Source organism: Corynebacterium sp. TUM25015, assembly GCF_056393505.1.
In genome coordinates, this window is the sequence record NZ_CM150783.1 from 1806630 (window position 1) to 1831842 (window position 25213).

Below are 25213 nucleotides of genomic sequence, written 5' to 3' on the forward strand. Positions count from 1 at the left end.
TCGCTCGCGCTCACGAGTGATCGACCTCCTGAATGGCGCGGACGGTCGGCTCAGCACCCTGTAGTGCTTCAATGCCCTGTACTGCGGCCACGGCGCCTTGGACGGTGGTGACGCACGGTACGCCCATGTTCACCGCGGCGGAACGGATATCGTAACCGTCGTGACGCGCCCCGGCGGAACCTGCAGGCGTGTTCAGGATGAGGTCGACATCGCCATCCTTGATCCAGTCGCCCACGGTGCGCATCGGCTTGCCGTCCGTGTCTACAAGCGGTGTGTTGTCCGCTGCCGCGCGGCGCTCATCCGAAATCTTGGCCACAACTTCGCACTCCACACCGTTGCGACGGAGCATAGCGGCAGTGCCCTGGGTGGCCAGGATCTTGAATCCAAGGGAGTACAGGCGTTGAATCGGCAGGATCAAGGTGCGTTTGTCGCGATTGGCTACCGACACGAAGACGGTACCCTCGGTCGGCAGATCACCTGTGGCCTCTTGAGTCTTTGCGAATGCAGAGCCAAAATCATCGTCCAGGCCCATGACCTCGCCGGTGGATTTCATCTCCGGGCTCAGCAGAGAGTCCAGTACGTGGCCCTCCGGGCTACGGAAGCGGTTGAACGGCATGACGGCTTCCTTCACGGCAATCGGGTGTCCCTGCGGCAGCGATCCGCCGTCGCGATCTCGTGGCAGAATGCCTTCTTCGATCAGATCCGAAATGCTGGTGCCGAGCATGATGCGTGCGGCAGCCTTAGACAGCTGCACACCCGTAGCCTTCGATACGAAAGGTACGGTGCGGGAAGCGCGGGGGTTTGCCTCGATGACGTAGAGCACGTCGTCCTTCAAAGCGAATTGGACATTCATCAGCCCCTTCACACCAATGCCATAGGCCAGCGCAGTGGTGGCCTTGCGGACCTTCTCAATGTCCTCTGCGCCCAGCGTCATCGGCGGAATTGCGCAGGCGGAGTCGCCGGAGTGAATTCCGGCCTCTTCGATGTGCTCCATCACGCCGGCCAGGTAGACATTCTCACCGTCACACAGTGCGTCCACGTCGATCTCGATAGCGGAATCCAGGAAGCGGTCGACCAGTACCGGGTGATCGCTAGTGATTTCCGTAGCACGCTGGATGTAGTCGGACAGGCTGTCATCGTCGTAGACGATTTCCATGCCGCGTCCACCCAGCACGTAGGACGGGCGAACCAGTACTGGGAAACCAATGCGGGCAGCCACGGCGTGAGCCTCTTCGACACTGGTGGCGGTGCCGAACTCCGGTGCGGGTAGAGCTGCCTTCTCTAGTACATTGCCGAACTCGCCACGGTCCTCTGCCAGGTTGATGGCCTCCGGGGAGGTGCCGACGACCGGCACGCCGGCGTCAGCCAGACGCTGCGCAAGCCCCAGCGGGGTCTGGCCACCGAGCTGCACGATCACGCCAGCGATCTCACCGGACTCAGCCTCTGCATGGTAAATCTCCATGACGTCTTCAAAGGTCAACGGTTCGAAGTACAGGCGGTCAGCGGTGTCGTAGTCGGTGGACACGGTCTCCGGGTTGCAGTTGACCATAACGGTCTCATAGCCCACGCGGGACAGTTCCAAAGCCGCGTGCACACAGGAATAGTCGAACTCGATGCCCTGGCCAATGCGGTTTGGACCAGAGCCGAGAATCAGCACCTTCTTCTTATCCCGCTGCGGAGCCACCTCAGACTCGGCGGCGGGGTCCAGCTCATAGGAGCTGTAGTGGTATGGCGTCTTAGCCTCGAACTCAGCAGCACAGGTGTCAACGGTCTTAAACACCGGACGAATGCCCTGTGCCCAACGCAGGGCGCGCACGCCATCCTCGCCAGCAAGCTCCGGACGCAGCGCGGCAATCTGTGCATCCGACAGACCCAAGTACTTAGCTTCGCGGAGAAGTTCCACATCCAAGACTGGGGCGTCCACAAGACGGGCGCGGAACTCGACCAACCCGGCGAGCTCGTGCAGGAACCAGGGGTCAATGCCAGAAGCGGCATAGACCTCATCGACAGTAGCACCCAGACGTAGCGCCAATTCCGCGTCGTACATGCGGCCCTCGGTGGGGCGCTTTAGATCTTCCAGCACGGCTTCCTTGTCGGTGGCACGTTCACCGGCAAACGCCTCGTCTGGGACGGTCCAGAATCCAGCTTGCTTGGTTTCCAAGGAGCGCATCACCTTATTCAGACCAGTGACGTAGTTGCGCCCCACTGCCATGGCCTCGCCGACGGACTTCATGGTGGTGGTCAGCGTATCGTCGGCGCCGGGGAACTTCTCGAAAGCAAAGCGCGGAGCCTTGACGATCACATAGTCCAGGGTCGGCTCGAAAGCTGCAGGGGTGACCTCGGTGATGTCGTTGCGCACCTCATCCAGGGTGTAGCCGATGGCCAGCTTCGCAGCAAGCTTGGCGATCGGGAAACCAGTGGCCTTAGAGGCCAGGGCTGAGGAACGGGAAACGCGCGGGTTCATCTCGATGGTGATGATGCGTCCGTCCTTTGGGTTCACCGCGAACTGAATGTTACAACCACCGGTGTCCACGCCGACCTCGCGGAGAATGGCGATACCCTGATCGCGCATGGTCTGGAACTCGCGGTCAGTCAAGGTCATGCTGGGGGCAACAGTCATGGAGTCACCGGTGTGCACACCCAACGCGTCCACGTTCTCGATGGAGCAGACGACCACGACGTTGTCCTTGCCGTCGCGCATAAGCTCCAGCTCGTATTCCTTCCAACCGAGGATGGACTCCTCGATCAGCACGTTCGCCTCTGGGGAGGCCGCCAGGCCACCGCCGGCGATGCGCTCCAGATCCTTTTCGTTAAAGGCCAGGCCGGAGCCCAAACCACCCATGGTGAACGACGGACGCACAACGACGGGCAGACCCAGCTCTGCGACGGTCTCGTGTACTTCCTCCATGTTGTGGCAAACACGGGAGCGTGCGGAATCGCCGCCGATCTTCTCAACGATGTCCTTGAACTTCTGGCGGTCCTCACCGCGTTCAATAGCGTCGATATCCGCGCCAATCAGCTCCACCCCGTACTTGTCGAGGATGCCCAAGCGATCCAGCTGGATGGCGGCATTCAATGCGGTCTGGCCACCGAGAGTCGCCAGGACGGCGTCGACCTTGTGCCCTGCCTCCTGCTCTACCTGGAAGATCTTCTCGATGTACTTCGGGGAGATCGGCTCGATATAGGTGTGGTCGGCGAACTCCGGGTCGGTCATGATTGTCGCCGGGTTCGAGTTAATCAGCGTAACGCGCAGGCCTTCTTCTTTGAGCACGCGGCAGGCCTGGGTTCCGGAGTAGTCGAACTCACAAGCCTGGCCGATGACGATCGGGCCGGAGCCGATGACGAGTACGTGATTGATATCTTCGCGACGTGGCATTGGTGTCTTCCCTACTATCCCTGTTGCTTAAGGTTGCTGCAGTTTCTTCAGTTGCGTTTTAGTTGCTGTACTTTTCGAGGTTCTCGAAGAACTTGTCGAAAAGCGGGTTTGCATCGTGCGGTCCAGCCGCGGATTCCGGGTGGTATTGGACGGAGAATGCGCTGCCATCTACCAGCGCTACTCCCTCAACCACGTCATCGTTCAGGCAGGTGTGCGTCACCTGCGCCTCGCCGAACGGGGTGTCGAAAGTCTCCAAAGCCTTGCCCTTCAGAGCGAAGCCGTGGTTCTGTGCGGTGATGTCGATCTTGCCAGTTCGGTGGTCGATCACCGGCACGTTCGTACCCCGGTGGCCGAACTTCAGCTTGTAGGTATCCATGCCGAGTGCGCGACCAAGCAGCTGGTTACCAAAGCAGATGCCGAAGAACGGAATCTTGGCTTCCAGTACCTTCTTTAGCTCCTCCACGGTTGCATCGGCGGTCGCCGGATCGCCTGGGCCGTTGGAGATGAACACGCCCGAGGCGTTGTACTCCTCCATCAGCTTCTTTACCTCGTCGAAGGTAGTCGTCGAGGGAACGACCACGCTGCGCACGCCGCGCTTGGAGAACTCGCGCGGGGTGTTGGTCTTAATACCCATGTCGTAGGCGATGATGGTGTGCTTGATTCCCCCTTCAGCCTCCACCACGTACAGCTCGTCGGTGCTTACATCGCCGGACAGGTCTGCACCCGACATTGCCGGTTGAGCCTGAACCTGGCTGATCATATCGTCGTCGGAGCTAAGGGCGTCACCGCTAAAGATGCCCGCGGCTACCGAACCCTTGTCGCGCAAGTGGCGAACGATCGCGCGCGTGTCTACGCCCTGGATACCGATGATCTCCTGTGCTTCCATCTCCTCCGGCAGGCTCCTGGTGGCACGCCAGTTGCTTACGGTGCGGGAAAGATCGCGGATTACCAGCCCAGCGACCCAGATATTGCCGCCACGAGACTCGGAATCCTCGTCGTTCCAGCCGGTGTTTCCAATGTGCGGAGCGGTCGCCACCACAATCTGACGGTGGTAAGACGGGTCGGTCATTGTCTCTTGATAACCGGTCATGGCGGTGGTGAAAACTGCCTCGCCCAGGGTGCGCCCCGTCGCGCCGAATGCGCGGCCGCGGAAGATCTTTCCATCGGCGAGAACCAGTGCTGCTGGCGTGTAGCTCATTGTGCTTGTTTCCTTAACTCTTAGCTGTTGTGTTTGGTTCTTTTTTAATTGACGCCCACTCGTGGATGCTTAGTGCACCGCTGAGCCATTCTTGCAGGTCACCTTGCCCCGCAACAGCGTGGTGCTCACGTTCACGGGCATGTCCATGCCCTCGTAGGGAGTGTTATTGGCCTTGGAAGCCATGTCGTGGCCGTGCGCGACCCAGGACTTATTGACATCCACAGCGCACAAGTTTGCCGGTTCCCCGACCGCGATCGGGCGACCGTGTCCGGGGAGCTTGGTGATCTCGGCAGGTCGCTCGGACATCACCTTGGCTACGAAGCGCCAGTCCTGGTCGCCATCGATAACGAAGATCTTGGCGATGAGTGCCAGAGAGGTCTCGATTCCCAGCATGCCGGGGCGGGCCTTATCGAACTCGCAGCACTTGTCTTCCGAACCATGTGGCGCGTGATCGGTGGCCACGCAGTCGACGGTGCCGTCGATGAGTGCTGCACGGAGCGCCTCCACATCGCGTTGTTCGCGCAGCGGCGGGTTGACTCGGTTCACGCCGTCGTAGGTTTCCAGTCGCTCATCGGTGAGCAGCAGGTGGTGTGGGGTTACCTCTGCGGTAAGCGGAATGTCCTGGTCTTTCGCCCAGCGCAGCAGATCCACGGTACCTTCCGTGGAGGCGTGGCAGATGTGCAGCCTTCCGCCGTAGTCGCGAGCCATGATGGCATCCCGGGCGACAATGGATTCTTCGGCGACACGCGGCCATCCGCCCAGGCCGAGACGCGCGGCGGTCTCTCCTTCGTGGGCGACAGCGCCGATGGTCAGGCGGGGCTCCTCGCAGTGCTGAGCCAGCAGCACATCCATTCCCTTGGAGTACTCGATGGCGCGACGCATTAGGCGTGGATCGTCGACGCACTTTCCGTCGTCGGAGAACATCCGCACCTTGGCATCAGAATCGGCCATCATGCCAAACTCCGTAAGCTCCTTGCCCTCTAGTCCCTTCGAGATAGAGCCGACGGGGTGAACGTCGCAGAGATTCGTGTTTTGCCCCTTGTACCACACCATTTCTGCGATCGCGGGGTTGTCCGTCACGGGAGCAGTGTTGGCCATAGTGAATACAGCCGTAAAGCCACCCTGAGCCGCTGCTGCGGAGCCGGTGGCAATGGTCTCAGTATCTTCCCGTCCCGGTTCGCGTAGGTGCACATGCATGTCCACCAGCCCCGGTAACAACACTTGTCCGTCGAGATCCAGTACCTCCGCACCCACTGGAGCAGAGTCACCCAGGTCGCTGCCGATCTCGGAGATTACGCCATCTTGGATAAGCACATCCTGCTTGTCGCCCTCGCCGTAGATCAATACGCCGCGTAACAGGACTGCCTTGTCAGCGCCGGTCGGGTGGCTGGCCAGCTCGCCGGTGGCAGGATACTCGGAGGTCATAGTGAATGCTCCTTTGTCGAAAGTCTTCTTATCTGTCTTTGCTGTGTTTGCCATGCTGAACCTCTGTACCCTTCTTCGCTATCCCTCGTCCCCGACCAAAAGGGTAAATAGGACGGCCATACGCACATGCACGCCGGCGGTCACCTGATTAAGCACCACGGTGTTCGGCAGATCAGCCACATCGTAGTTAATTTCCATACCCCGCAACATCGGCCCCGGGTGCATGATGATGGCGTCATCCTTCATACGTTCCGCACGTGCCTGCGAGAGTCCGTAGCGGGTGGCGTACTCGCGGTGCGAGGGGAAGAAGCCACCATTCATGCGCTCAGCTTGGACTCGCAGCATCATAACCACGTCGGCGTCGGCGATCTCACTGTCGAAGTCGTAGCTGACACGCACGCTGTCCGGGTATGCACCCCAGTGCTCAATACCCAGTGGAACTAGTGTCGGTGGAGCTACGAACACCACCTCCGCGCCGAGGGTCGTCAGCAGTTGGGCATTCGAGCGAGCCACGCGGGAGTGCAGGATATCGCCGACAATAATGACCTTCTTGCCGCTAATGTCCCCAATGCGGTTGCGCATTGTGGTGGCGTCCAAAAGGGCTTGGGTCGGGTGCTGGTTGGAACCGTCACCTGCGTTGATGATGGCCGTATCATCCAGCCACCCCGCGACCTGCCGGGCAGCACCGGAGGACGGGTGGCGCATAATGATCGCATCGGCGCCGACGGCTTTCAGCGTGAGTGCGGTATCGCGGAGGGATTCGCCCTTCTTCACTGAGGAGCTGCTGGCGGAGATGTTGATAACATCCGCGCTCATCCACTTTCCGGCGGTTTCAAACGAGGAACGGGTGCGGGTGGAGTTTTCGTAGAACATCGTGAAGATGGTGCGCCCCCGCAGGGTGGGCAGCTTCTTCATTTCGCGACCATCGAGTGCCTCGGCAAAGCGATCGGCCTCATCCATTAGACCCAGAATCTCGGACTTGTTCAGGTCAGCGATGCTAATCAGGTGCTTCATGGGCTACTTACTCTCTTCCTGTGCGCTCGACCGGCGGAACAGAATCACGTTGTCGACGTCGTCCAGCTCGGCGAGGTTTACCGTCACATCCTCATCCGCAGCTGTGGGAATGTTCTTGCCTACGTAGTCCGCTCGGATAGGCAGCTTTCGGTGGCCACGGTCGATGAGGACAGCCACCTGTACGGATTCTGGTCGGCCAATGTCCGTCAGGGCGTCGAGAGCAGCGCGAATAGACCGGCCACTGTACAAAACATCGTCGACCAGCACTACGGTGGTGCCATCAATACCTTGCGGCGGAACCTTCGTGGGCTTCAGCGCCCGATGAGTTGTGGTACGAAGGTCATCTCGGTACAGGGTGATGTCCAAAGAACCCTGGAAGACTTCTACCCCCGTGAAATGCTCTATTTTCTCGGCTAAGCGTGCCGCGAGCGGCACTCCCCCCGATGGAATGCCTAGAAGAACCACGCGTTGAGCCTCTTCCCCGTCAAGCGCGGTCTTTTCAATAATCTGGTGCGCGATGCGCGCGACAGTACGGGAAACTTGATCTGCGTCGAGTAAGGTGACGCCGGCTTCCCCAGCCGTCGGGTTCATCGTGACCTCCTTTCCCGCCTCTCTGTGCGGTCTGTTAAAGGATGTCTACATTGTCCGACTCGCAGTCTATCACGCGTTCGCGGAATCACCGGCTTCCTTGTCGGAAGCCTCCCCCTCTTCGTTTACAACGTCACCAAGCAGTGAATCCAGGTTGTCGTCTGCCTCGCTTTTGGCACGCTGCGCTGCAGCTGCATCGGCGATCTGCAGGTCAGCCTGTACCTGCATGTCCTTGTTGATGCCATCCAGTACTGCGTGAATGTAGCTCGGAGCCTTGTCGTGGGAGTATTCGCTCGCTAGCTCTACCCCCTCAACTACTGCCACCTGAGAGGGGACTTCATCGTTGAACTTCAGCTCCCACGCCGCGACACGCAACACGGCGCGGTCGACGGCTGGCAGGCGATCCAAGCGCCACTCGCTGGAAAGGTGCAAAGCGATGGCTTCGTCCAGCGCATCCAGGTTCGTTGCCACTCCGGGCACAATCTGTTGGGTGTACTCCGGCACAGGCTTGACCTGGTTAGCCGCATCCTTGGCCAGGGAAATGCGCTCTTCGACGATCTCCACCGGGTCGATGTCGCGGAACTCCGCCTCAAACAGAATGTCCACTGCGCGGCGGCGCGCCTTGTAGCGGGAGCCATGGCGCTTAAACGAGGTGCCTTTGCCCGCGTTCGTCTCAGCTGTACGTTCTTCAGTCATGGGTGAAAAGCAGTCGCTGCCTTAGTTGTTGACGCGAGATAGGTACTCGCCCGTGCGGGTATCCACCTTCAGTACGTTACCGGTCTCAATGAACAGCGGTACCTGAATCTCCGCCCCGGTCTCCAGGGTGGCGGGCTTGGTACCACCGGTGGATCGATCACCCTGCAGACCCGGATCGGTCTGCTCAACCTTCAGCTCAACGGATACCGGCAGCTCGGCGAACAGTGGCTCGCCCTCGTGGAAGGAAACCTGCACGGTGGTGTTCTCCAGCAGGAACTTAGCGCCATCACCCATGAGGTGCGGAGCCAGCTCAATCTGATCGTAGGTCTTCTCGTCCATCAGAACGAAGTTGGTGCCATCGTTGTACAGGTAGGTCATATCGCGACGGTCAACGGTAGCGGTCTCGACCTTTACACCGGCATTGAAGGTCTTATCGACGATCTTGCCCGAGACAACGTCCTTCAGCTTCGTGCGAACGAAAGCAGGGCCCTTGCCCGGCTTGACGTGCTGGAACTCCAGGATCTGCTGAAGCTTGTTGTCCATCTTCAGCACAAGGCCGTTCTTGAAGTCTGCGGTAGTTGCCACGAATGGTCTCCTTCTAGCGAGTAAAAAATTTTTGGCTATTGCAGTCTAGCAGCTCGCCAAACCCTAAACGACGATGAGTTCCGTCGGCGAGGCATTAAAGCTACGCGCACCATCGGCGGTAATCACATACGTGTTCTCGATGCGCAAGCCCGTTTTTTCCGGGATATAAATGCCCGGCTCTACTGTTACGGTCATGCCTTCTACAAGCTTTTCTGCGGGATCGACGCCCGCTGCCGCCCGCGGAGCCTCGTGCACATCGAGCCCCACGCCGTGCCCGGTCGAATGCACAAAGAACTTGCCATAACCAGCCTCGGAAATTACGTCTCGACAGGCCGCGTCGACATTACGCAGCTCCACGCCTGGGGCCAGGATCGCTTCACCGGCCTTCTGCGCACGGTACACCACGTCGTAGAGCTCGCGGGATAGTTCATCTGGCTCCCCCACACAGACTGTGCGGGTTTGGTCGGAGGCATAGCCATTGAGGTATACGCCGAAGTCCACCGTCACTAGCCCGGGAACAACCTTCTCTCGAGATACGCCCGCGTGCGGCTTAGTGGCATTCACGCCACTGGCCAAGATTGTGTCGAAGCTCAAACCATCAGCCCCGGCAGTACGAAGCTGGAACTCCAACTCTGCGGCAGCCTGAATTTCGGTGATGCCCTCGCGGATACCACCATCTTCAATAAAGGATCGCCATACGCTATCGGCCAGTTCACCAGCCTCGGCAAGAGCTTCGATCTCCAGCTCATCTTTTACAAGGCGCAGCTTTTCCACCACATCCGCCAGTACTGGCGGGTTGCCCAAGCCCTGAGCCTGGCCATAAGCCAGGCTGGATTCAACGGCGAACCTCTCCCCCGCAGTCATCTTGGCGAACTCAGCCGCACGGTCAAAAAGCTTGCTACCAATCTCAATGGCCACGTCATCAGGCTCGCCGGTTTCAATTCGGATCTGCGTGTCGTAGCGTCCGTCCGTCAGGAGCAGATGTTCGCCGTCCTCACGGATAACCAGCAATGCGTTAGAACCGGAAAAACCGGTGAGATAGCGAACATTCTTCAGGTCGCTGATAAGAAGCGCCGCATGCTCGGACTCCTGGATCAGTGCTGTGGCCTTATTGCGGCGGGTGCGGTAGGCGTCAAAAAGTTTCTTAGACATCAACACTCCTTAAAGTTATGGCGTTACGCAGGGGTTTAGCTGGGCTTTATTGGGCAAAATACCGCAGGGCAGCGACGTAGCCGTAGATTCCTAGCCCGGCGATGACGCCGTTGGCCAGTGGGCTGAGATAGCTGTGGTGGCGAAACTCCTCGCGCGCGTGAACATTGGAGATGTGTACCTCCACAAAACCCGCGCCGTCCGCAATCTCAGCGAGCGCATCGCGCAGAGCGACAGAGGTGTGGGTAAACCCTCCAGGGTTGATGATTATCGCGCCTTTCTCATCGGCGGCACGGTGGATGCGATCCAGCAAATCGCCCTCGTGGTTCGATTGGAAGAAGTCAATCTCGATCCCCAGGGATTGTGCCTCGCGGGCTAGCAGATCCTCCACATCGGCCAGCGTGGTGGTGCCGTAGACCTCGGGCTGGCGCTTGCCCAGGCGATTAAGGTTCGGCCCGTTAATAACGCACACCTTCGGCGCATGAGGTTGTGCTGGATTCATCGCTGCCTCCTAAGGCTTGGGTATACGTTTTGGGTTTTATGTTCTGGTTTACGCTTCCACGCTAGCGGCATACGCTTCGCGCAACAGCTCCTCACTCGGGTCTTCCAGGCGGGTGGGCGTGCCGATCTTTTCGAGAACGACGAAACGGATCTTGCCGCCCTTATTCTTTTTGTCTCGCCCCATCGCCGCGAGTAGCTCGTCGAGCTCAGCGCCGTTGTAGCTGGTCGCCAGCCCCACAGAGTTGAGAATATCGCGGTGACGCCGAACGTCCTCGGCACTCAACAATCCAGCGGCCTTGGCCAACTCCGCTTCGAAAATCATGCCCACGGCGACCGCCTGGCCGTGGCGCCAGCGATAATCCTCATGGTGCTCCACCGCGTGGCCGTAGGTGTGACCGTAGTTAAGAATCTCGCGCAGGCTGGACTCCTTGAGATCTACCGCCACCACATTGGCCTTCACTTGGATAGCGCGGGCAATCAACTCCGGCAGACTACCGTGCGGATCCAGTGCAGCCTGTGCGTCTGCTTCGTAGATGTCGAGGATTTTGGTGTCGGCGATGAAGCCCGCTTTGATGATCTCTGCTGATCCGGCGATCATCTCCTCGCGTGGGAGAGTATCGAGCACCTCCAGATCGATGATGACCGCACTTGGTTCGTGGAAGGCGCCAACAAGGTTCTTGCCGGCTGGGGTGTTGATACCGGTCTTGCCGCCCACGGCCGCATCCACCATAGCCAGCAATGTGGTGGGATAGTGAACCACCTTGATGCCTCGCATCCACGTGGCGGCAATGAACCCAGCGAGGTCAGTCGCCGCGCCCCCTCCCAGGCCGATAATGGTGTCGGCACGGGTGAGGCCGACGCGCGCGCATTCATCCCAGCAGGCAGCAGCGGATTCTGCTGTCTTGGCGGACTCTGCGTCTTCGATCTGAAAGATGTGCGCGCTAAAGCCGGCAGAGGAAAGACGCTCAGCCAGTTCTTTCGCGCGAGCGCCCAGAGCCGGTTGGTGAATGATGAGGTAGTTGGCGGTATTCCCAGCTACGTTGAGAATCTCCTCGGACGCAAACTCGATCCCTCGGTCAATCACCACATCGTAGGGCGACTGAGATGCCACCCGAATGCGCTGCTGTGTAGAGGTTTGGCGCGGTGCGTCAGACATTTGATGGGGATTCCTCGTCAATCAGTTGTCAATCAGTAGGGTCGTGGGTTGGGATAAGTGCTATCGGAAAACCGGGTCGTGGGGCTCGGAACTGCGCTCGGTGAGTCGCTCCAGGCGAATCTCTTCAATGAACCGAAGGATGTCTGTGACCACGCGGCGGGGCTCCTTTCCATCACAGCGAACCATGAAGTTGGACACTTCCTCGTAGTATGCCGAACGTTGGGCGAAAAGCTCCTCGTATTTGCCGCGGGGGTCAGCCACATTCAGAAGCGGTCGCGTCTTGGAACCGGAGGTGCGACGAACGCCTTCAGCAATAGAAACATTGAGGTAGACCACCGTGTGATCTGCCAACAGGTGGCGGGTGCTTTCTGTGACTACGGCGCCCCCTCCGAGGGAAACGATCCCATCGGTGGTCAGAGCCTCTGCGACTACGATCGCCTCCTGCTCGCGGAAGCCCGGCTCGCCCAGCTCGGCCATGATCTGGTTGCAGGTCTTCCCTAGCTTGGCTTCGAGCAAATGGTCGGTGTCGACAAGCTGTAGGTTCAAAGCATTTGCCAAACGCTTACCGATGGTGGTTTTGCCGGAACCGGGAAGCCCAACCAGCACCGCGCGGGGACTCATCGGATGTCTCCGTCCGCCACTTCCCCATCGGCAGCGTTGTTCGCCTCGGCAGCCCAGTCAAGTCGGCTGTCCACGTACTCAAGGTAGGACTGCACGTTGCGCTTCGTTTCTGCCACGGAGTCGCCACCGAACTTCTTCAGCACGGCACGCGCCAGCACGAGGGCTACCATCGTCTCGGCGACGACGCCGGCGGCCGGAACCGCACACACATCAGAACGCTGGTGAATGCCCGTTGCGGCCTCACCCGTTGCCATATCCACAGTCTTCAGGGCACGCGGAACAGTGCTAATAGGCTTCATGGCGGCGCGGACGCGCAGATCTTCCCCGTTTGTCATACCGCCTTCCAGACCACCAGCCCGGTTGCTCAGGCGGCGTACTCCGCCTTCCGCACCGGCCTCCATCTCGTCATGTGCTTCGGAACCGCGGCGACGAGCTTCTTCAAAACCATCACCGATCTCCACACCTTTGATTGCTTGGATCCCCATGAGGGAAGCTGCCAGCTGTGCGTCGAGACGCTCATCACCAGAGACATGTGAGCCCAAGCCGATCGGCAGACCCTTCACCACAACTTCGACGATGCCACCGAGTGTATCGCCGGACTTCTTTGCCGCTTTGATCTCTTCAACCATGGACTCTTCAGCCGCAGAATCGAAGGCGCGTACGGGGGAAGCATCAATAGCCTCAAGGTCAGAAAAATCCGGGCTGGGTCCCGCGTAGGGCTCGGAGCGGCCAATACTAATGACGTGCGACAGCACCTCCACTCCCAAGACCTCTCGCAGGAGCGCCCTGGCGAAAGTGCCAGCTGCGACGCGAGCAGCCGTCTCGCGGGCAGAAGAACGCTCCAAGATCGGGCGTGCTTCATCGTGGTCGTACTTCACCATGCCCGAGAAATCCGCGTGTCCAGGGCGCGGGCGAGTCAGCTTTGCACCACGTCCGCTGGACATTTCCTTAGCGACCTCCGGGTCGGATTCATCCACCGGGTCGGCCGACATGATCGTGGTCCACTTGGGCCACTCGGTGTTACCGATCATTACCGCAACCGGGCTTCCAAGAGTCTTGCCGTGGCGCACTCCACCGACAAAGGTGACCTCATCCGCCTCAAACTTCATACGCGCACCCCGGCCGTAGCCCAGGCGGCGACGTGCCAACTGATAGGAAACATCTTCCCGGGTGACCGAGAGTCCGGACGGGAGGTTCTCAATCAAAGAAATCAGAGCCTGGCCGTGCGATTCACCTGCAGTAGTCCAACGAAGCATAAGAAGCATAATACAGGTCACGTGCAGGTCTAGCCCCAATGACGTGACGTTTTATTAACGCAGCATTAACGACGCCACCACCACTACTCCCGTTGCCATCAACATCGCAGGGCCATGTGGACTCGCCCGAGCTGAGTTTGCTGTGCATCCCCTACAACCCCACTGCGTCAAACCAGAAAATGAATGGCTGCAGAATGCAAAATAAATGCTGTGCATGAGACCGCTAAGTCCCACGGCAATAATCACGCCCGGCGGGAAGATCACAGCCGCAAGAGTTCCCGTCGTCAAAGCAAGCTTTGCATCGCCAGCTCCCGCAAACAGCCGATGATGTATGAGCGGTAATCCAAATGCCAGTGCCGACCAGGCCAGCCCACCAAGAAACGCCCAAGCGTTAGCCCACGGAATCGTCCACGACAACGCTACTGCCACGGGAATGCCCGGGAGGGTGAGCCAGTTGGGCAAACGGGAGGTGCGGGCGTCAAAAATTAAGAGAGCAACCGCCCAGGGCAAGAAGAGAAGAAGAAACGAGGAGTTCGGCACGTCTCGCAGGCTAGCGAGCGGCGCGGACAGCGACCGCCCAGGGCACCTCCGAAAGTGAGTGCCTTGTGGACAAAAGAGATTTATCCACAACGGCTATGAACTACAGTTGCCCTTTGGCCTGCAGGACGGTATCGAGCATGAGCCCCTTTGGGGCAGACTTGCCGGTGAACAAGCGGAATTGCTCCTCTGCCTGGCCTGCAAGCATCCGCAGACCATCCGCATGCGGCACTGCCTTAGCCTGGGCAGCTGACAGCAATGGCGTGGGATAGGGGTCGTAAATGACGTCCACGATACCCGCGGCAGCACACAACCCTGCGGAAAGTTCCGCGGCGGCATGAGCCGGGATAGTCGACACGACAACCGCTGCGTCTGCGCAGGTCTGAGCGATATCCGCTTCTTCAAAACGGGACCAAGAAAACTCCATACCCAGCGTTTCTACGACGCTTTGCAGGTTCAGAGCCCGCTCAGAGCGAGCCAGGACGGTCACATGCTCGACCCCAGCGGCGGCCAAAGCGGCGACTGCCGGACGCGCCGTCCCCCCATTTCCAACGATGACGGCGCGTGCTCCCCGCAGCCCAGCGGTATCGCCACCACCGATGTACTCCAAGCAACGAGCAACCCCGTCAACATCGGTGTTATCGGCAAGCCATTGGCCGTCGCCTTGCGGAACCAGGGTATTGGCCGACCCGATCTCTTGAGCGCGGGTGGTAGCCAAATCCGAGAGCTCCAGGGCAGCTTGTTTGCCCGGCATGGTCACGGAGAAACCACGAACCAGACCATCGGACTCTTCCATTAGCCGACGAATATCGCGAGACTCTCCTGCCTCGACCCGCACATAGTCCATGTCCAGGCCAAGGGCGCGATAACCAGCAGTGTGCAGCTGCGGGGATAGCGAATGCTCAATCGGACTGCCCAGCACTGCACAGCGCAGACTGGTCATCCCTAGAAACTCATCGACCGAGATCACGTGGCCTGCGGCGGACATAGCAATTCACCCTATTCGTGCTTCTTCGAGAAAACTTTTTCTTAAGAGTTAAAAGCTGGTGCTACCTGTTAGAGTCCAAAACACCGTTGCGGCGGGATTCCTCGATAGCACGCTCGTGCGCAGCGAAGTCGCGGTTGAAAACGGTGCGACCGTTGCGATCCACCGTAACGAAGTACAGCCAATCGCCATCAGCCGGGTTCTCGATGGCGTGCAGTGCCTGCAGGCCCGGGGAGGAAATCGGGGTCTCCGGCAGGCCCTCCTTGGCGTAGGTATTCCACGGGGTCGCACGATTACGGTCGGCGTCAGTCGTTGCGACCTCGACTTCGCTGAGGTCATAGTTCACTGTGGAGTCGAACTCCAGCTTCTGCTTCTCCGCCAAACGGTTCAGGATCACGCGGGCTACCTTGTCGAAGTCGCCCTCCGGTGCCTCGCGCTCCACCAGGGAAGCCGCAACCAGCATGTCGTAGGGGTTCAAGCCTACCTTCTGGGACGAAGAAACAAGCCCAGTGTCCTGGTACTCCTCCTTGGAGGTATTGAGCAAGGACTTCAGGATCTCCTCGGGGCTGCTCGTGGGATCAAAAAGGTGAACGCCTGGGGAAATCAAGCCCTCGATACGCTTCGGGTCATCACCGCGCGCTTTGACTTTCTCCATCGCCCAATCCGCGATTTCCAGCTGCTCCGGCGGGGTCTGCGCCGCAGCCTTTTGCAAATCTTCGACGGACACGCAGGTGTGCTCATCCTGGCAGGTTTGCTGCGAAATCAGGCTGAAGATGCCCTTGCGGCTTTCGCCCCCAACCACTTTCACATCGTTGAGGGTCAAACCATTGGGAATATCGACCACACCCCGACGGCGTTCGTCACTGGACAGCCAATCGAGCGCCTTGTCGGCGGACATTTCCTCCTGCAACGGGTAGTACCCCGCCTGTAGCTCTGGTTCCTTGCGTTCGGCAGCCGACATCAGGGCACGGCGGGATCCGACTACGCCTTTGTCCACCAGCTGCTCCGCCAGGCTATCGACTGAGTCGCCTGGGCTGACCCTAACCATGACCACATTGCCATTACCTTCGCCTGCGAAGTCACGCACGGCAACGACGTCACGCTGGTACCAAACGTATACGCACGTACCGACCAGCAGAACAACCAGAGCGAGAGCCAGCGCGGCGGCAAGCTGGCGGCGCCGGCGAAACTTTGGCTGCATGTTGCGGGTCGATCCCATAGGTCGTGGGCCCTTTCGTCCAGAGTTCTACAACAATGATTTACAATTCAGCGGTCATTTTCTCACGAATTGATAAATTTTAGGAAAGCACGCGCCGCCGCGTGTCTAACCACCCCTGCAGGATATGCACTGCCGCTGCCTGATCGATCTTTTTTCTGCCCTTTTTACTATTGACGCCAGAGGCGTGAAAAGCCTGAGTAGCCGCCATTGTGGACATTCGCTCATCCACCATGCGCAAGGGGATATCCGGCAATTCCTCTTTAACTAGCCGGGCAAACTCCTCCGCATTAACTGTGCTCTGCGTATGGTTTCCACGCAGCGCCACTGGAAGGCCGACGACTATTTCCACGACGAAGTTCTCCCGGCAGATCTCTACGACACGCTGCACATCACCATCGTCTGCGGTGGCCTGCACGGTCTCTACGGGGGTGGCCAGGATGCAGTCTGGATCTGAAATCGCCACCCCGATGCGCACGGTGCCGACGTCGAGGCCTAGCCTCCTACCACGGCCGGGATCGGTAGCTGGGTCTGGCGTTTCAGTATGCATTAAGAAACCTTCGATCCCACTTAACTGCGCAGCGCGCTCTTGACGGCCTCAATACCAGCTGGGATGCCAGCGGCGTCAGAACCAGAGCCCTGAGCCATGGCGGGCTTACCGCCACCGCGTCCAGCGACCTTCTCACCGAACGTCTTGACCAGCTCGCCAGACTTGATGCCTTGGGCCACGGCAGCGTCGTTGGCAGCGGCGACGAAAGGCACCTTGTCTCCATCAACGGAAGCAAACACCACAACAGCGGCTTCAGAGCCGAGGCGGTTCTTTGCATCCATCGCCAGGGTACGCAGATCGCCAGCTGCCACTCCCTCGGGCAGCTGCTGGGCCAGTACCTTGACGTCGCCAATAGTCTCGGCTTTGTTTACCAGCTCGCCGACCTGGCTCTGCAGTTGCTGGCCACGCAGCTGCTGGATCTGCTTCTCAGCTGCCTTCAGCTTGGCAGTGAGGCTATCGATACGTTCAGGGAGTTCCTCGCTGGGAGTCTTCAAACTGGTAGCCAGACCCGCAACAAGGGACTTTTCGGTGCTCAGGAAGCGGAAGGAATCCATACCCGTATATGCCTCGATGCGGCGGATACCGGATCCGACGGAGGACTCGCCCAGCACGGCGATCGGGCCGATCTGGGAGGAGTGATCGACGTGGATACCACCGCAAAGCTCCATGGAGAATGGTCCGCCAATCTCCACAACGCGAACTTCGGAGCCGTAGTTTTCGCCGAAGAGCGCCATGGCGCCCATTGCCTTTGCCTCTTCAAGGGAGGTTTCGATGGTGTTGACCTGGTAGTCGCTGTCAACGGCACCGTTGGCGATCTCCTCGATCTGACCCAGCTGGTGCTCGGTGAGCTGCTCACCATAGTTAAAGTCAAAGCGCAGGTAGCCCGGCTTGTTCATAGAACCGGCCTGTACGGCTGTGGGGCCGAGCACCTCACGCAGTGCGGCGTGGATCAGGTGGGTACCGGAGTGCGCCTGACGGGCCTGGTGGCGCCAAGCCTTATCGACAGTGGCCTGGATCTTCTGTCCCACAGCCAGCTCACCACCGCTAACGGTCACATGGTGCACCCACACCTTCTTACCGACCTTCTGCACATCCTCGACGCGGGCGGCACCCGAGGTGGACTTCATCTCACCACGGTCGGCCATCTGACCACCGGCTTCGGCGTAGAACGGGGTGCGGTCCAGAATCACCTGGGCGGCAGCACCCCCCGGAGCGGTCTCCACGAGCGCGCCGTCACGGATAATGCCCAGCACGGAAGCCTCGTCGGCCAGGTTCTCGTAGCCGGTGAACACAGTCGGGTGATTGTCCACGAACGGGCGGTAGATCGTCTGATCCACGTGGCCTAACTTCTTGGCATTGTTGTCGGCCTTGGCGCGGGCCTTCTGCTCCGCCATGAGGTCATGGAAGCCATCGATATCCACCTTCAGGCCGGCCTCGGCGGCCATCTCCTGGGTCAAATCGATCGGGAAGCCATGGGTGTCGTGCAGGGAGAAAGCGACATCGCCCGGGACGGTATCCTCGCCGCGCTCCTTGGCGCCGTGAGCCCAGTTGTCGAACATCTGGGATCCGGATTCCAGGGTCTTCAGGAAAGACTTCTCCTCGGCCAGAGCCACTGCGCGGATGCGTTCGTAGTTGTCGGCGATCTCTGGGTAGGACGGGGTCATGGTCTCCCGCACGGTATCCATGAACTTCTCCAGCGTCTCGCCCGTTGCACCCAGCAGGCGGGCAGAACGGATAATGCGACGCAGCAGACGACGCAGGATGTAACCGCGCCCCTCGTTACCGGGGGTCACGCCGTCGAGCATCAGCATAAGGCCAGTGCGTGAGTGGTCGGCGATGACGCGGAAGCGCACATCGTTGGTCTTATCGGCACCGTACTTCGCGCCTGTTACCTCCTGGGCGACGTCGATGACAGGGCGCAGCAGGTCGGTTTCGTAGACATTGTCCACGTCCTGCAGGATGCAGGCCACACGCTCGATGCCGAGGCCGGTATCGATGTTCTTCTTCGGCAGCTTGCCGACGATTTCGAAGTTGCCCTTTCCAAGCCCCTCGCCACGTTCGTTCTCCATGAACACGAGGTTCCAAATCTCGATGTAGCGGGTGTCGTCGACAATCGGCCCCCCCTCCTTGCCGTGCTCCGGCCCGCGGTCGTAGTAGATCTCGGAACATGGGCCACACGGGCCCGGGATGCCCATGGACCAGTAGTTGTCCTCCATACCAAGGCGCTGGATCTTGTGCTCAGGCACGCCGATCTTCTTGTTCCAGATCTCTGCAGCCTCGTCATCATCGGTGTAGACGGTGACCCACAGACGCTCCGGGTCGAGCCCCAGGCCGCCCTCGTCCACTGGATTAGTCAGCAGCGTCCAGGCGTGCGTGATAGCGCCTTCCTTGAAATAGGCACCAAAGGAGAAGTTGCCTGCCATCTGGAAGAACGTGTTGTGACGGGTGGTGATGCCAACCTCGTCGATATCGAGCGTGCGCACGCACTTCTGGATAGACGTTGCAGTGCCATTCTCGAACGGTGGGTTTTGCTGGCCTAGGAAGTAAGGCTTAAACGGCACCATGCCGGCGTTGACGAACAGCAGATTCGGGTCGTCCAGGATCAGCGATGCGCTCGGGACCTCGGTGTGCCCGGCCTTGGTGAAGTGCTCGATGAAGCGCTGGCGGATCTCATGCGTTTGCACGTTGGCTTTACCTCGTAGCTTTTTAGTCGAAAGTTTTAATCGTCGGTCAGTGTAAACCGTAGATGGAACGCATACATTCTACCCCCGGGTCAAAAAGGAGCGAACGATAGCCCTCAGGCTACTCAACCGAGCGGCAATGGTCTTTTCGTGCCCATGGGTGGTTGGACGGTAGTACACGGCATCCTTCAAATCCTCCGGCAGATATTGCTGCGGGACAACTCCCTTGGGGTCATCGTGCGGGTAGACGTACCCCACCGCATTACCTAATGCCTTAGCGCCCTGGTAATGACCATCGCGCAAATGCGCCGGCACCGCCCCGCCCCTACCTGCCTGAACATCCCCGATAGCGGAGTTAATCGCGGCGATCACTCCATTGGATTTCGGGGCGGTAGCCAGGTGGATTGTGGCCTGCGCCAGGTTCAGGCGTGCCTCCGGCATGCCAATAAAGCTCACTGCGTGGTACGCAGCGACGGCAACCTGCAGTGCTTGTGGATCCGCCATGCCGATGTCCTCGCTGGCATGAATCACGAGTCTGCGCGCAATAAACCGCGGGTCTTCCCCACCCTCTAGCATTCTCGCCAGGTAGTGCAAAGCCGCGTCAGGGTCCGACCCACGGATGGATTTGATGAAGGCACTGGTGATGTCGTAGTGCTGGTCGCCGTCGCGGTCGTAGCGCGCCACGGCCTTATTCAGGGACTTTTTTACTTGGGACGCCACCAGCTCCCCAACTTCATTTTCCCCATCGAACTGGACTCCCTCGGCTGCGGCTTCCAAGTAAGTCAAGCTGCGCCTGGCGTCTCCTGCGGACATGGCAACGAGTTGGTCTAAGGCTTCCTCCGTAACATGCAAGCGCCCACCGTATCCTCGCTCATCGTCGAGGGCGCGTTGGAGTACGGTGCGAATGTCGGCGTCGCTAAGCGAAGACAGTTGTACGAGCAGCGACCGGGACAACAGCGGCGATACAACAGAGAAGGAGGGGTTCTCGGTCGTGGCGGCAACGAGCAGAACCGTACGGTTCTCGACTGCGGCAAGGAGGGCATCCTGCTGGGTCTTCGAAAAGCGGTGAACCTCATCGATAAACAAGACGGTGTGCTCGCCGAGGAGGAGGCGCTTGCGGGCCTGCTCGATAATGGCGCGGACTTCCTTGACACCGGAGTTCAGGGCGCTTAATGCCTCAAAGCGGCGCCCCGAGGCCTGCGAGATCAGGCTGGCGATTGTCGTCTTTCCTGTGCCGGGCGGTCCGTAAAGAATCACGGAGGTATCACCCTGGCCCTCGATCAGGCGGCGCAATGGCGAACCGGGGCCGAGAACCTTGTCCTGCCCCACTACCTCATCCAGTGTGCGCGGGCGCATACGAACGGCCAGCGGCGCATGGGTGCCTGGGTGAAAGTAGGCCTCTGCGGACGCCTGATCGGCACTGCTTTCCTGCCTTTTCTTGTCGCCCTGGCCAGTGTGGGAGAAAAGATCGTCCATAGGTTTTACACCTCGTCGAGGCTAGCCCTCGCGCTCGTGAGGGAAAGCCCCCAGTTGCGCCAGAACCTTCAGAAGCATACGTGCAAAAGCGCCGATAGCCTCGAAATCCTTGGAGTCGCGACGGCGAGAGAAACGCTCGATGGCCTCCACTGTCGTGGCGAGGTCTTCCAACTGCTCCTCCGACATATGACGGATGGAGCGGGAAACGTCCTGGTTGTCGGACTCTTCGCCGAAGACGAAAGAGGAATGCTTGGCCACCGAAAGGCGCCCGTAATACATCATGATCAACGACAGGAAAGCCCAGCCAATAAGGGCTGACATCACCCATTCGTGGAACACTTCGTCGTCAGAGATCGTAGGCCAAATCTGCTGAGCTTCGGCACGCCAAGCAGCCAGGAACTCAGTAGTCTCGGGTTCGTCCAGAGCGGGGGTCGTGTTGTCCTGTGGGAAGCCCGCGACTACACACGCCACATCAAATGCAGCATCCCGGAATCCCGCCCACTCGTAGTCGAGCAGCACAATGTTGTTGGTGAGCATCACATTGTCCGGGGCCAGGTCAAAGGGCGTAAAGACCTGATACTCGGACTTTGTCTGGCGCTCCGCAGCTTGGGTGGCGTAGCGGTGTACCACCGGGTCGATGGTCAAACCATTGGAGGTCATGAGCTCCACGCCAGATTGGATGAGCTCACCGACGTTGATATCCGATTCATCGATGGCCTCAGGGCTAATCTGATGACGCTGACACTGGCGTCGCATCAGCGTCGAGTAAGCCGAAGCCCCGCCGAACGTCGCGGCATGCATCTTGCCTAGCGAACGGCCGAGCTTACGCAGCGCGACACCCCTCGCTTTGGAATCGTGGAGAGTCAGCACATCAGTGAAACTCGTGCCGTCTCCAGCGTCGGACAGCACCAGTAGGCGCTGGTCGATGTCATATGCAAGCAGTACCGGACCAGGGCGAACTGTCTCGGCCAGCGTGTTCGTGTACTGATAAGCCACAACCTCGCGCAGCATGCCTAGCGCATCGGGACCGAAACTGGCACTACCACCACTGTCAGTTGGGGCGCCCTCCGTGTTGGACTCTGCACCCTGTCCGGCCTCTGGCGGCAGCTGCTTAATGACCACCGATCGCTCCTGCAGGAAAGGATCGGCAGACACCCTGCAGCGCAAAACCATCGAGGATCCACTGCCGCCCAGGTCCTGCGGGTCGCTGAGCTCTGGTGAGCCTCCGAAGCGGGTAGCCAAAAGTTGCGTGGCTGCCTCGACGGTGGACTCGATAGATTGCACTTTAAATCGCCTACTTTTCCTTCTGGCCCTGCTGGCCCTTCTTAGGCTTGAAATCGATGCCAGATTCCTTACGCTGCGCTGCGGAAATTTCGCCCGGAGCGTCGGTCAGAGGATCTACGCCACCGCCGGACTTGGGGAAGGCGATAACGTCGCGGATGGAATCGAAGCCACCCAAAAGGGAAACAATGCGATCCCAGCCGAAAGCGATGCCGCCGTGTGGCGGGGCGCCGAAGGCGAACGCATCGAGCAGGAAGCCGAACTTCTCGCGAGCCTCCTCTTCGCTGATCCCCATGACCTTGAACACGCGCTCCTGGACGTCGGGCTGGTGGATACGGATAGAACCGCCACCAATCTCGTTGCCGTTACACACGATGTCGTAGGCGTAGGCCAGGGCCTCGCCCGGGTTCTCGTCGAAGTTGTCCAGGTATTCCGGCTTCGGGGAGGTAAAGGCGTGGTGCACGGCGGTCCAAGCGGAGTTGCCCAGAGCCACGTCGCCGGAGGCTGTGGCGTCTGCAGCCGGTTCGAACAGAGGGGCGTCCACGACCCAGGTGAAGGCCCAGTCGCCTTCCTTGATGAGCCCCAGCTTGTTGGCGATTTCACCGCGCGCTGCACCCAGCAGGGCACGTGACGGCTTCGTTTCGCCCGCAGCGAAGAAGATGCAGTCGCCCGGCTTAGCGCCGACGTGCTCGGCGATGCCAGCGCGCTCAGCGTCGGTAATGTTCTTGGCCACCGGACCAGACAGCTCGCCGTCCTCGCCAACCAGAATGTAGGCCAAGCCCTTCGCACCGCGCTGCTTTGCCCATTCCTGCCACGCATCTAGCTGGCGGCGTGGCTGGTCTGCACCACCGTCCATGACGACTGCGCCGACATACTCGTTTTGGAAAACGCGGAAGGTTGTGTCCTTGAAGAACTCGGTGCACTCAGTGATTTGGATATCGAAGCGCAGATCCGGCTTGTCAGAGCCGTAGTACTTCATTGCATCGGCGTAGGTCATGCGCGGAATCGGGGTGGAGATTTCGTAGCCGATCTCCTTCCAGATAGCCACCAGGATTTCCTCGGCCAGGGAGATCACGTCTTCCTGGTCGACGAACGACATCTCGACGTCCAGCTGTGTGAACTCCGGCTGGCGATCTGCGCGGAAGTCCTCGTCGCGGTAGCAGCGGGCGATCTGGTAGTAACGCTCCATGCCCGCGACCATCAGTAGCTGCTTAAACAGCTGCGGGGACTGCGGAAGGGCGTAGAAAGTGCCTGGGCGCAGACGCGCCGGCACCAGGAAGTCACGAGCTCCCTCTGGGGTGGAGCGCGTCAGCGTCGGAGTTTCGATTTCCGTGAAGTCGTGGTTGGCCAGCACACCGCGGGCGGCCTGGTTCACGCGAGAACGCAGACGCAGAGCATCACCTTGGGACTTGCGACGCAAGTCAAGGTAGCGGTACTTCAGGCGAGTCTCCTCGCCCACCTCACCGGAGGTGGAAGGATCGTCAATCTGGAACGGTAGCGCAGCCGAGGCATTCAGAACTTCCAGCTCGGAAACGTTGACCTCGATGCCGCCGGAAGCCAGGTTTGGGTTCTCCGATCCTTCAGGTCGGGCTTCGACCACGCCGGTGACCTTGAGGCAGTACTCGCTGCGCAGGTCGTGTGCGCGCTCGGCTACCTCGGACTCACGGAAAACGACCTGTGCCACGCCGGTACGGTCGCGCAGGTCGATGAAGATGACTCCACCGTGGTCGCGTCGACGACCGACCCAGCCAGTTAAGGTCACTTCATCGCCGATGTTTTCTGGGCGCAGCTCGCCCGCAAGGTGTGTGCGCAGCACGTTCCTCAGAGTCCTTCCTCGTTATTGTTCGCGTAAGCGTTAGCTAGTGTTAGCTTTTGAGCCTTTTTCGACCTTACAGCTTACCTTGTCCATATAAGGCTGTATATGTCACCTAGGTATGGCACGATTCACTTGTGACTTTTAACAACAATCTGAACAACTATTCCGATCGTGGACAGCGCGGAGGTACCGGCTCCGGCGGAGGCGGTTTTGGCCTCGGGGGCGGGGGTGGCAACCAAGGTGGGGGCGGCGGCCTGTTTACCGGCCTACTTTTTGGCGCCCTCGCTCGCCGCTTCGGCATTCCGGGAATCATCGTTGCCGCCATTCTGGTGTTCCTCTTTAACGGCGGACTCGGAATGTTGGGTGGGAACAATGCCTCCGACCAGCGTGCGGGCGTCAGTAATAGTAGGCAGGGTGAAGGCTTCGAGCACTGCAAGACCGCCGATGACGCGAATAAGGACGACGACTGCCGAATCCTGGCGACCGCGACTTCCGTCGACGATTTCTGGGGCCGAGCACTTCCCGAGGAAGCCGGGATCGATTACACCAAGCCTGGGCTTGTGATTGCCGAAGGCCAAACCAGTACCAGGTGCGGATCGGCAAACCTCGCCAACACAGGGCCTTTCTACTGCCCAGGCGACGAGACGGTGTACATGTCCACGCCCTTCTTTAAGGAGCTAAAACAGATGGGCGGTTCCGATGGACCGTTCGCACAGATGTACGTCACTGCCCACGAGTTCGGCCACCACATTCAGCAGCTGGAAGGGAACCTGGGGCTAAGCGACTACGACAATCCAGGCGAGGACTCCAATGCGGTGAAAATGGAAGTCCAAGCCGACTGCTACGCCGGTGTGTGGGCCCAGAACGCAGATAAGGGCGAGGGAGCTCTCTTGGAGCCCCTCACCCAGGAGCAGGTCGAGCAGGCAATTAAGACCGCCCGTGCCATTGGTGATGACGCCATCCAGTCCAGCGCCGGGCAGGAAGTTAACCCTGACAAATGGACCCACGGATCCTCAAAGATGCGCGTGGACTGGTTTATGCGCGGCTACCAGGGTGGCACTATGAAGTCCTGCCACCAGGACTTCCAGCGCTAAACGCCCTGGATA

The 25213-nt window shown here is 59.6% G+C and carries 21 protein-coding genes; 1 reads left to right on the plus strand and 20 read right to left on the minus strand.

All coding sequences use genetic code 11. The features are described from left to right. Window positions 1–10: 10 nt before the first annotated feature. The 20 genes from carB to aspS form a co-directional block, all read right to left on the minus strand. Window positions 11–3376 (minus strand): carbamoyl-phosphate synthase large subunit, encoded by a 3366-nt coding sequence (gene carB, locus AC06DS_RS08190; RefSeq protein ID WP_477100474.1) that lies wholly within the window; start codon window positions 3374–3376, stop codon window positions 11–13. 58 nt (window positions 3377–3434) lie between these two features. Continuing rightward, window positions 3435–4574 carry a glutamine-hydrolyzing carbamoyl-phosphate synthase small subunit gene (gene carA, locus AC06DS_RS08195; protein WP_476727637.1) on the minus strand — a complete coding sequence of 380 codons (1140 nt, stop codon included), beginning with the start codon at window positions 4572–4574 and terminating at the stop codon, window positions 3435–3437. Window positions 4575–4643: 69 nt separating this feature from the next. Beyond that, window positions 4644–5999, minus strand: coding sequence for a dihydroorotase (locus AC06DS_RS08200; protein WP_477101196.1), 1356 nt, complete (start codon window positions 5997–5999; stop codon window positions 4644–4646). A 78-nt stretch (window positions 6000–6077) separates the two neighbouring features. Beyond that, complete coding sequence (locus tag AC06DS_RS08205) at window positions 6078–7013, minus strand: aspartate carbamoyltransferase catalytic subunit (RefSeq protein WP_477100475.1); 936 nt, start codon at window positions 7011–7013, stop codon at window positions 6078–6080. A gap of 3 nt (window positions 7014–7016) precedes the next feature. After that, window positions 7017–7604 (minus strand): bifunctional pyr operon transcriptional regulator/uracil phosphoribosyltransferase PyrR, encoded by a 588-nt coding sequence (gene pyrR, locus AC06DS_RS08210; protein ID WP_476727635.1) that lies wholly within the window; start codon window positions 7602–7604, stop codon window positions 7017–7019. Window positions 7605–7673: 69 nt separating this feature from the next. Next, complete coding sequence (nusB, locus tag AC06DS_RS08215) at window positions 7674–8297, minus strand: transcription antitermination factor NusB (protein WP_477100476.1); 624 nt, start codon at window positions 8295–8297, stop codon at window positions 7674–7676. A 21-nt stretch (window positions 8298–8318) separates the two neighbouring features. Then, window positions 8319–8882 carry an elongation factor P gene (gene efp, locus AC06DS_RS08220; protein WP_293791514.1) on the minus strand — a complete coding sequence of 188 codons (564 nt, stop codon included), beginning with the start codon at window positions 8880–8882 and terminating at the stop codon, window positions 8319–8321. A 63-nt stretch (window positions 8883–8945) separates the two neighbouring features. Continuing rightward, window positions 8946–10034 carry a M24 family metallopeptidase gene (locus tag AC06DS_RS08225; protein ID WP_477100477.1) on the minus strand — a complete coding sequence of 363 codons (1089 nt, stop codon included), beginning with the start codon at window positions 10032–10034 and terminating at the stop codon, window positions 8946–8948. 46 nt (window positions 10035–10080) lie between these two features. Then, window positions 10081–10533 carry a type II 3-dehydroquinate dehydratase gene (gene aroQ, locus AC06DS_RS08230; protein ID WP_477100478.1) on the minus strand — a complete coding sequence of 151 codons (453 nt, stop codon included), beginning with the start codon at window positions 10531–10533 and terminating at the stop codon, window positions 10081–10083. A gap of 48 nt (window positions 10534–10581) precedes the next feature. Further along, window positions 10582–11688, minus strand: a complete 1107-nt coding sequence (aroB, locus tag AC06DS_RS08235) for a 3-dehydroquinate synthase (RefSeq protein WP_477100479.1) — start codon at window positions 11686–11688, stop codon at window positions 10582–10584. Between the two features lie 60 nt (window positions 11689–11748). Then, window positions 11749–12309, minus strand: coding sequence for a shikimate kinase (locus tag AC06DS_RS08240; RefSeq protein ID WP_477100480.1), 561 nt, complete (start codon window positions 12307–12309; stop codon window positions 11749–11751). After that, window positions 12306–13565 carry a chorismate synthase gene (gene aroC / locus AC06DS_RS08245; protein ID WP_477100481.1) on the minus strand — a complete coding sequence of 420 codons (1260 nt, stop codon included), beginning with the start codon at window positions 13563–13565 and terminating at the stop codon, window positions 12306–12308. Before aroC ends, AC06DS_RS08240 begins: the two co-directional genes overlap by 4 nt. Window positions 13566–13619: 54 nt before the next feature. After that, on the minus strand, window positions 13620–14105 hold the full coding sequence (locus tag AC06DS_RS08250; protein ID WP_448307630.1) for a prepilin peptidase: 486 nt from the start codon (window positions 14103–14105) through the stop codon (window positions 13620–13622). 100 nt (window positions 14106–14205) lie between these two features. Next, on the minus strand, window positions 14206–15090 hold the full coding sequence (locus AC06DS_RS08255; RefSeq protein WP_477100482.1) for a shikimate dehydrogenase: 885 nt from the start codon (window positions 15088–15090) through the stop codon (window positions 14206–14208). A 61-nt stretch (window positions 15091–15151) separates the two neighbouring features. Then, window positions 15152–16288, minus strand: a complete 1137-nt coding sequence (gene mltG / locus AC06DS_RS08260; RefSeq protein ID WP_477100483.1) for an endolytic transglycosylase MltG — start codon at window positions 16286–16288, stop codon at window positions 15152–15154. Between the two features lie 97 nt (window positions 16289–16385). Then, a complete protein-coding gene (gene ruvX, locus AC06DS_RS08265) occupies window positions 16386–16853 on the minus strand; it encodes a Holliday junction resolvase RuvX (RefSeq protein WP_477100484.1) in 468 nt (155 codons plus the stop codon). Between the two features lie 20 nt (window positions 16854–16873). Continuing rightward, on the minus strand, window positions 16874–19537 hold the full coding sequence (gene alaS / locus AC06DS_RS08270) for an alanine--tRNA ligase (protein WP_477100485.1): 2664 nt from the start codon (window positions 19535–19537) through the stop codon (window positions 16874–16876). 78 nt (window positions 19538–19615) lie between these two features. Beyond that, window positions 19616–21010 (minus strand): replication-associated recombination protein A, encoded by a 1395-nt coding sequence (locus tag AC06DS_RS08275; protein ID WP_477100486.1) that lies wholly within the window; start codon window positions 21008–21010, stop codon window positions 19616–19618. Window positions 21011–21031: 21 nt separating this feature from the next. After that, a complete protein-coding gene (locus AC06DS_RS08280; RefSeq protein ID WP_477100487.1) occupies window positions 21032–22294 on the minus strand; it encodes a phosphotransferase in 1263 nt (420 codons plus the stop codon). 10 nt (window positions 22295–22304) lie between these two features. Beyond that, entirely contained in the window at window positions 22305–24107 is a 1803-nt protein-coding gene (gene aspS, locus AC06DS_RS08285; RefSeq protein ID WP_477100488.1) for an aspartate--tRNA ligase, read from the minus strand. Between the two features lie 134 nt (window positions 24108–24241). On the opposite strand from aspS, the gene ypfJ reads away from it, so the two are divergent. Next, window positions 24242–25201, plus strand: coding sequence for a KPN_02809 family neutral zinc metallopeptidase (ypfJ, locus tag AC06DS_RS08290; protein WP_477100489.1), 960 nt, complete (start codon window positions 24242–24244; stop codon window positions 25199–25201). Window positions 25202–25213 lie beyond the last annotated feature (12 nt).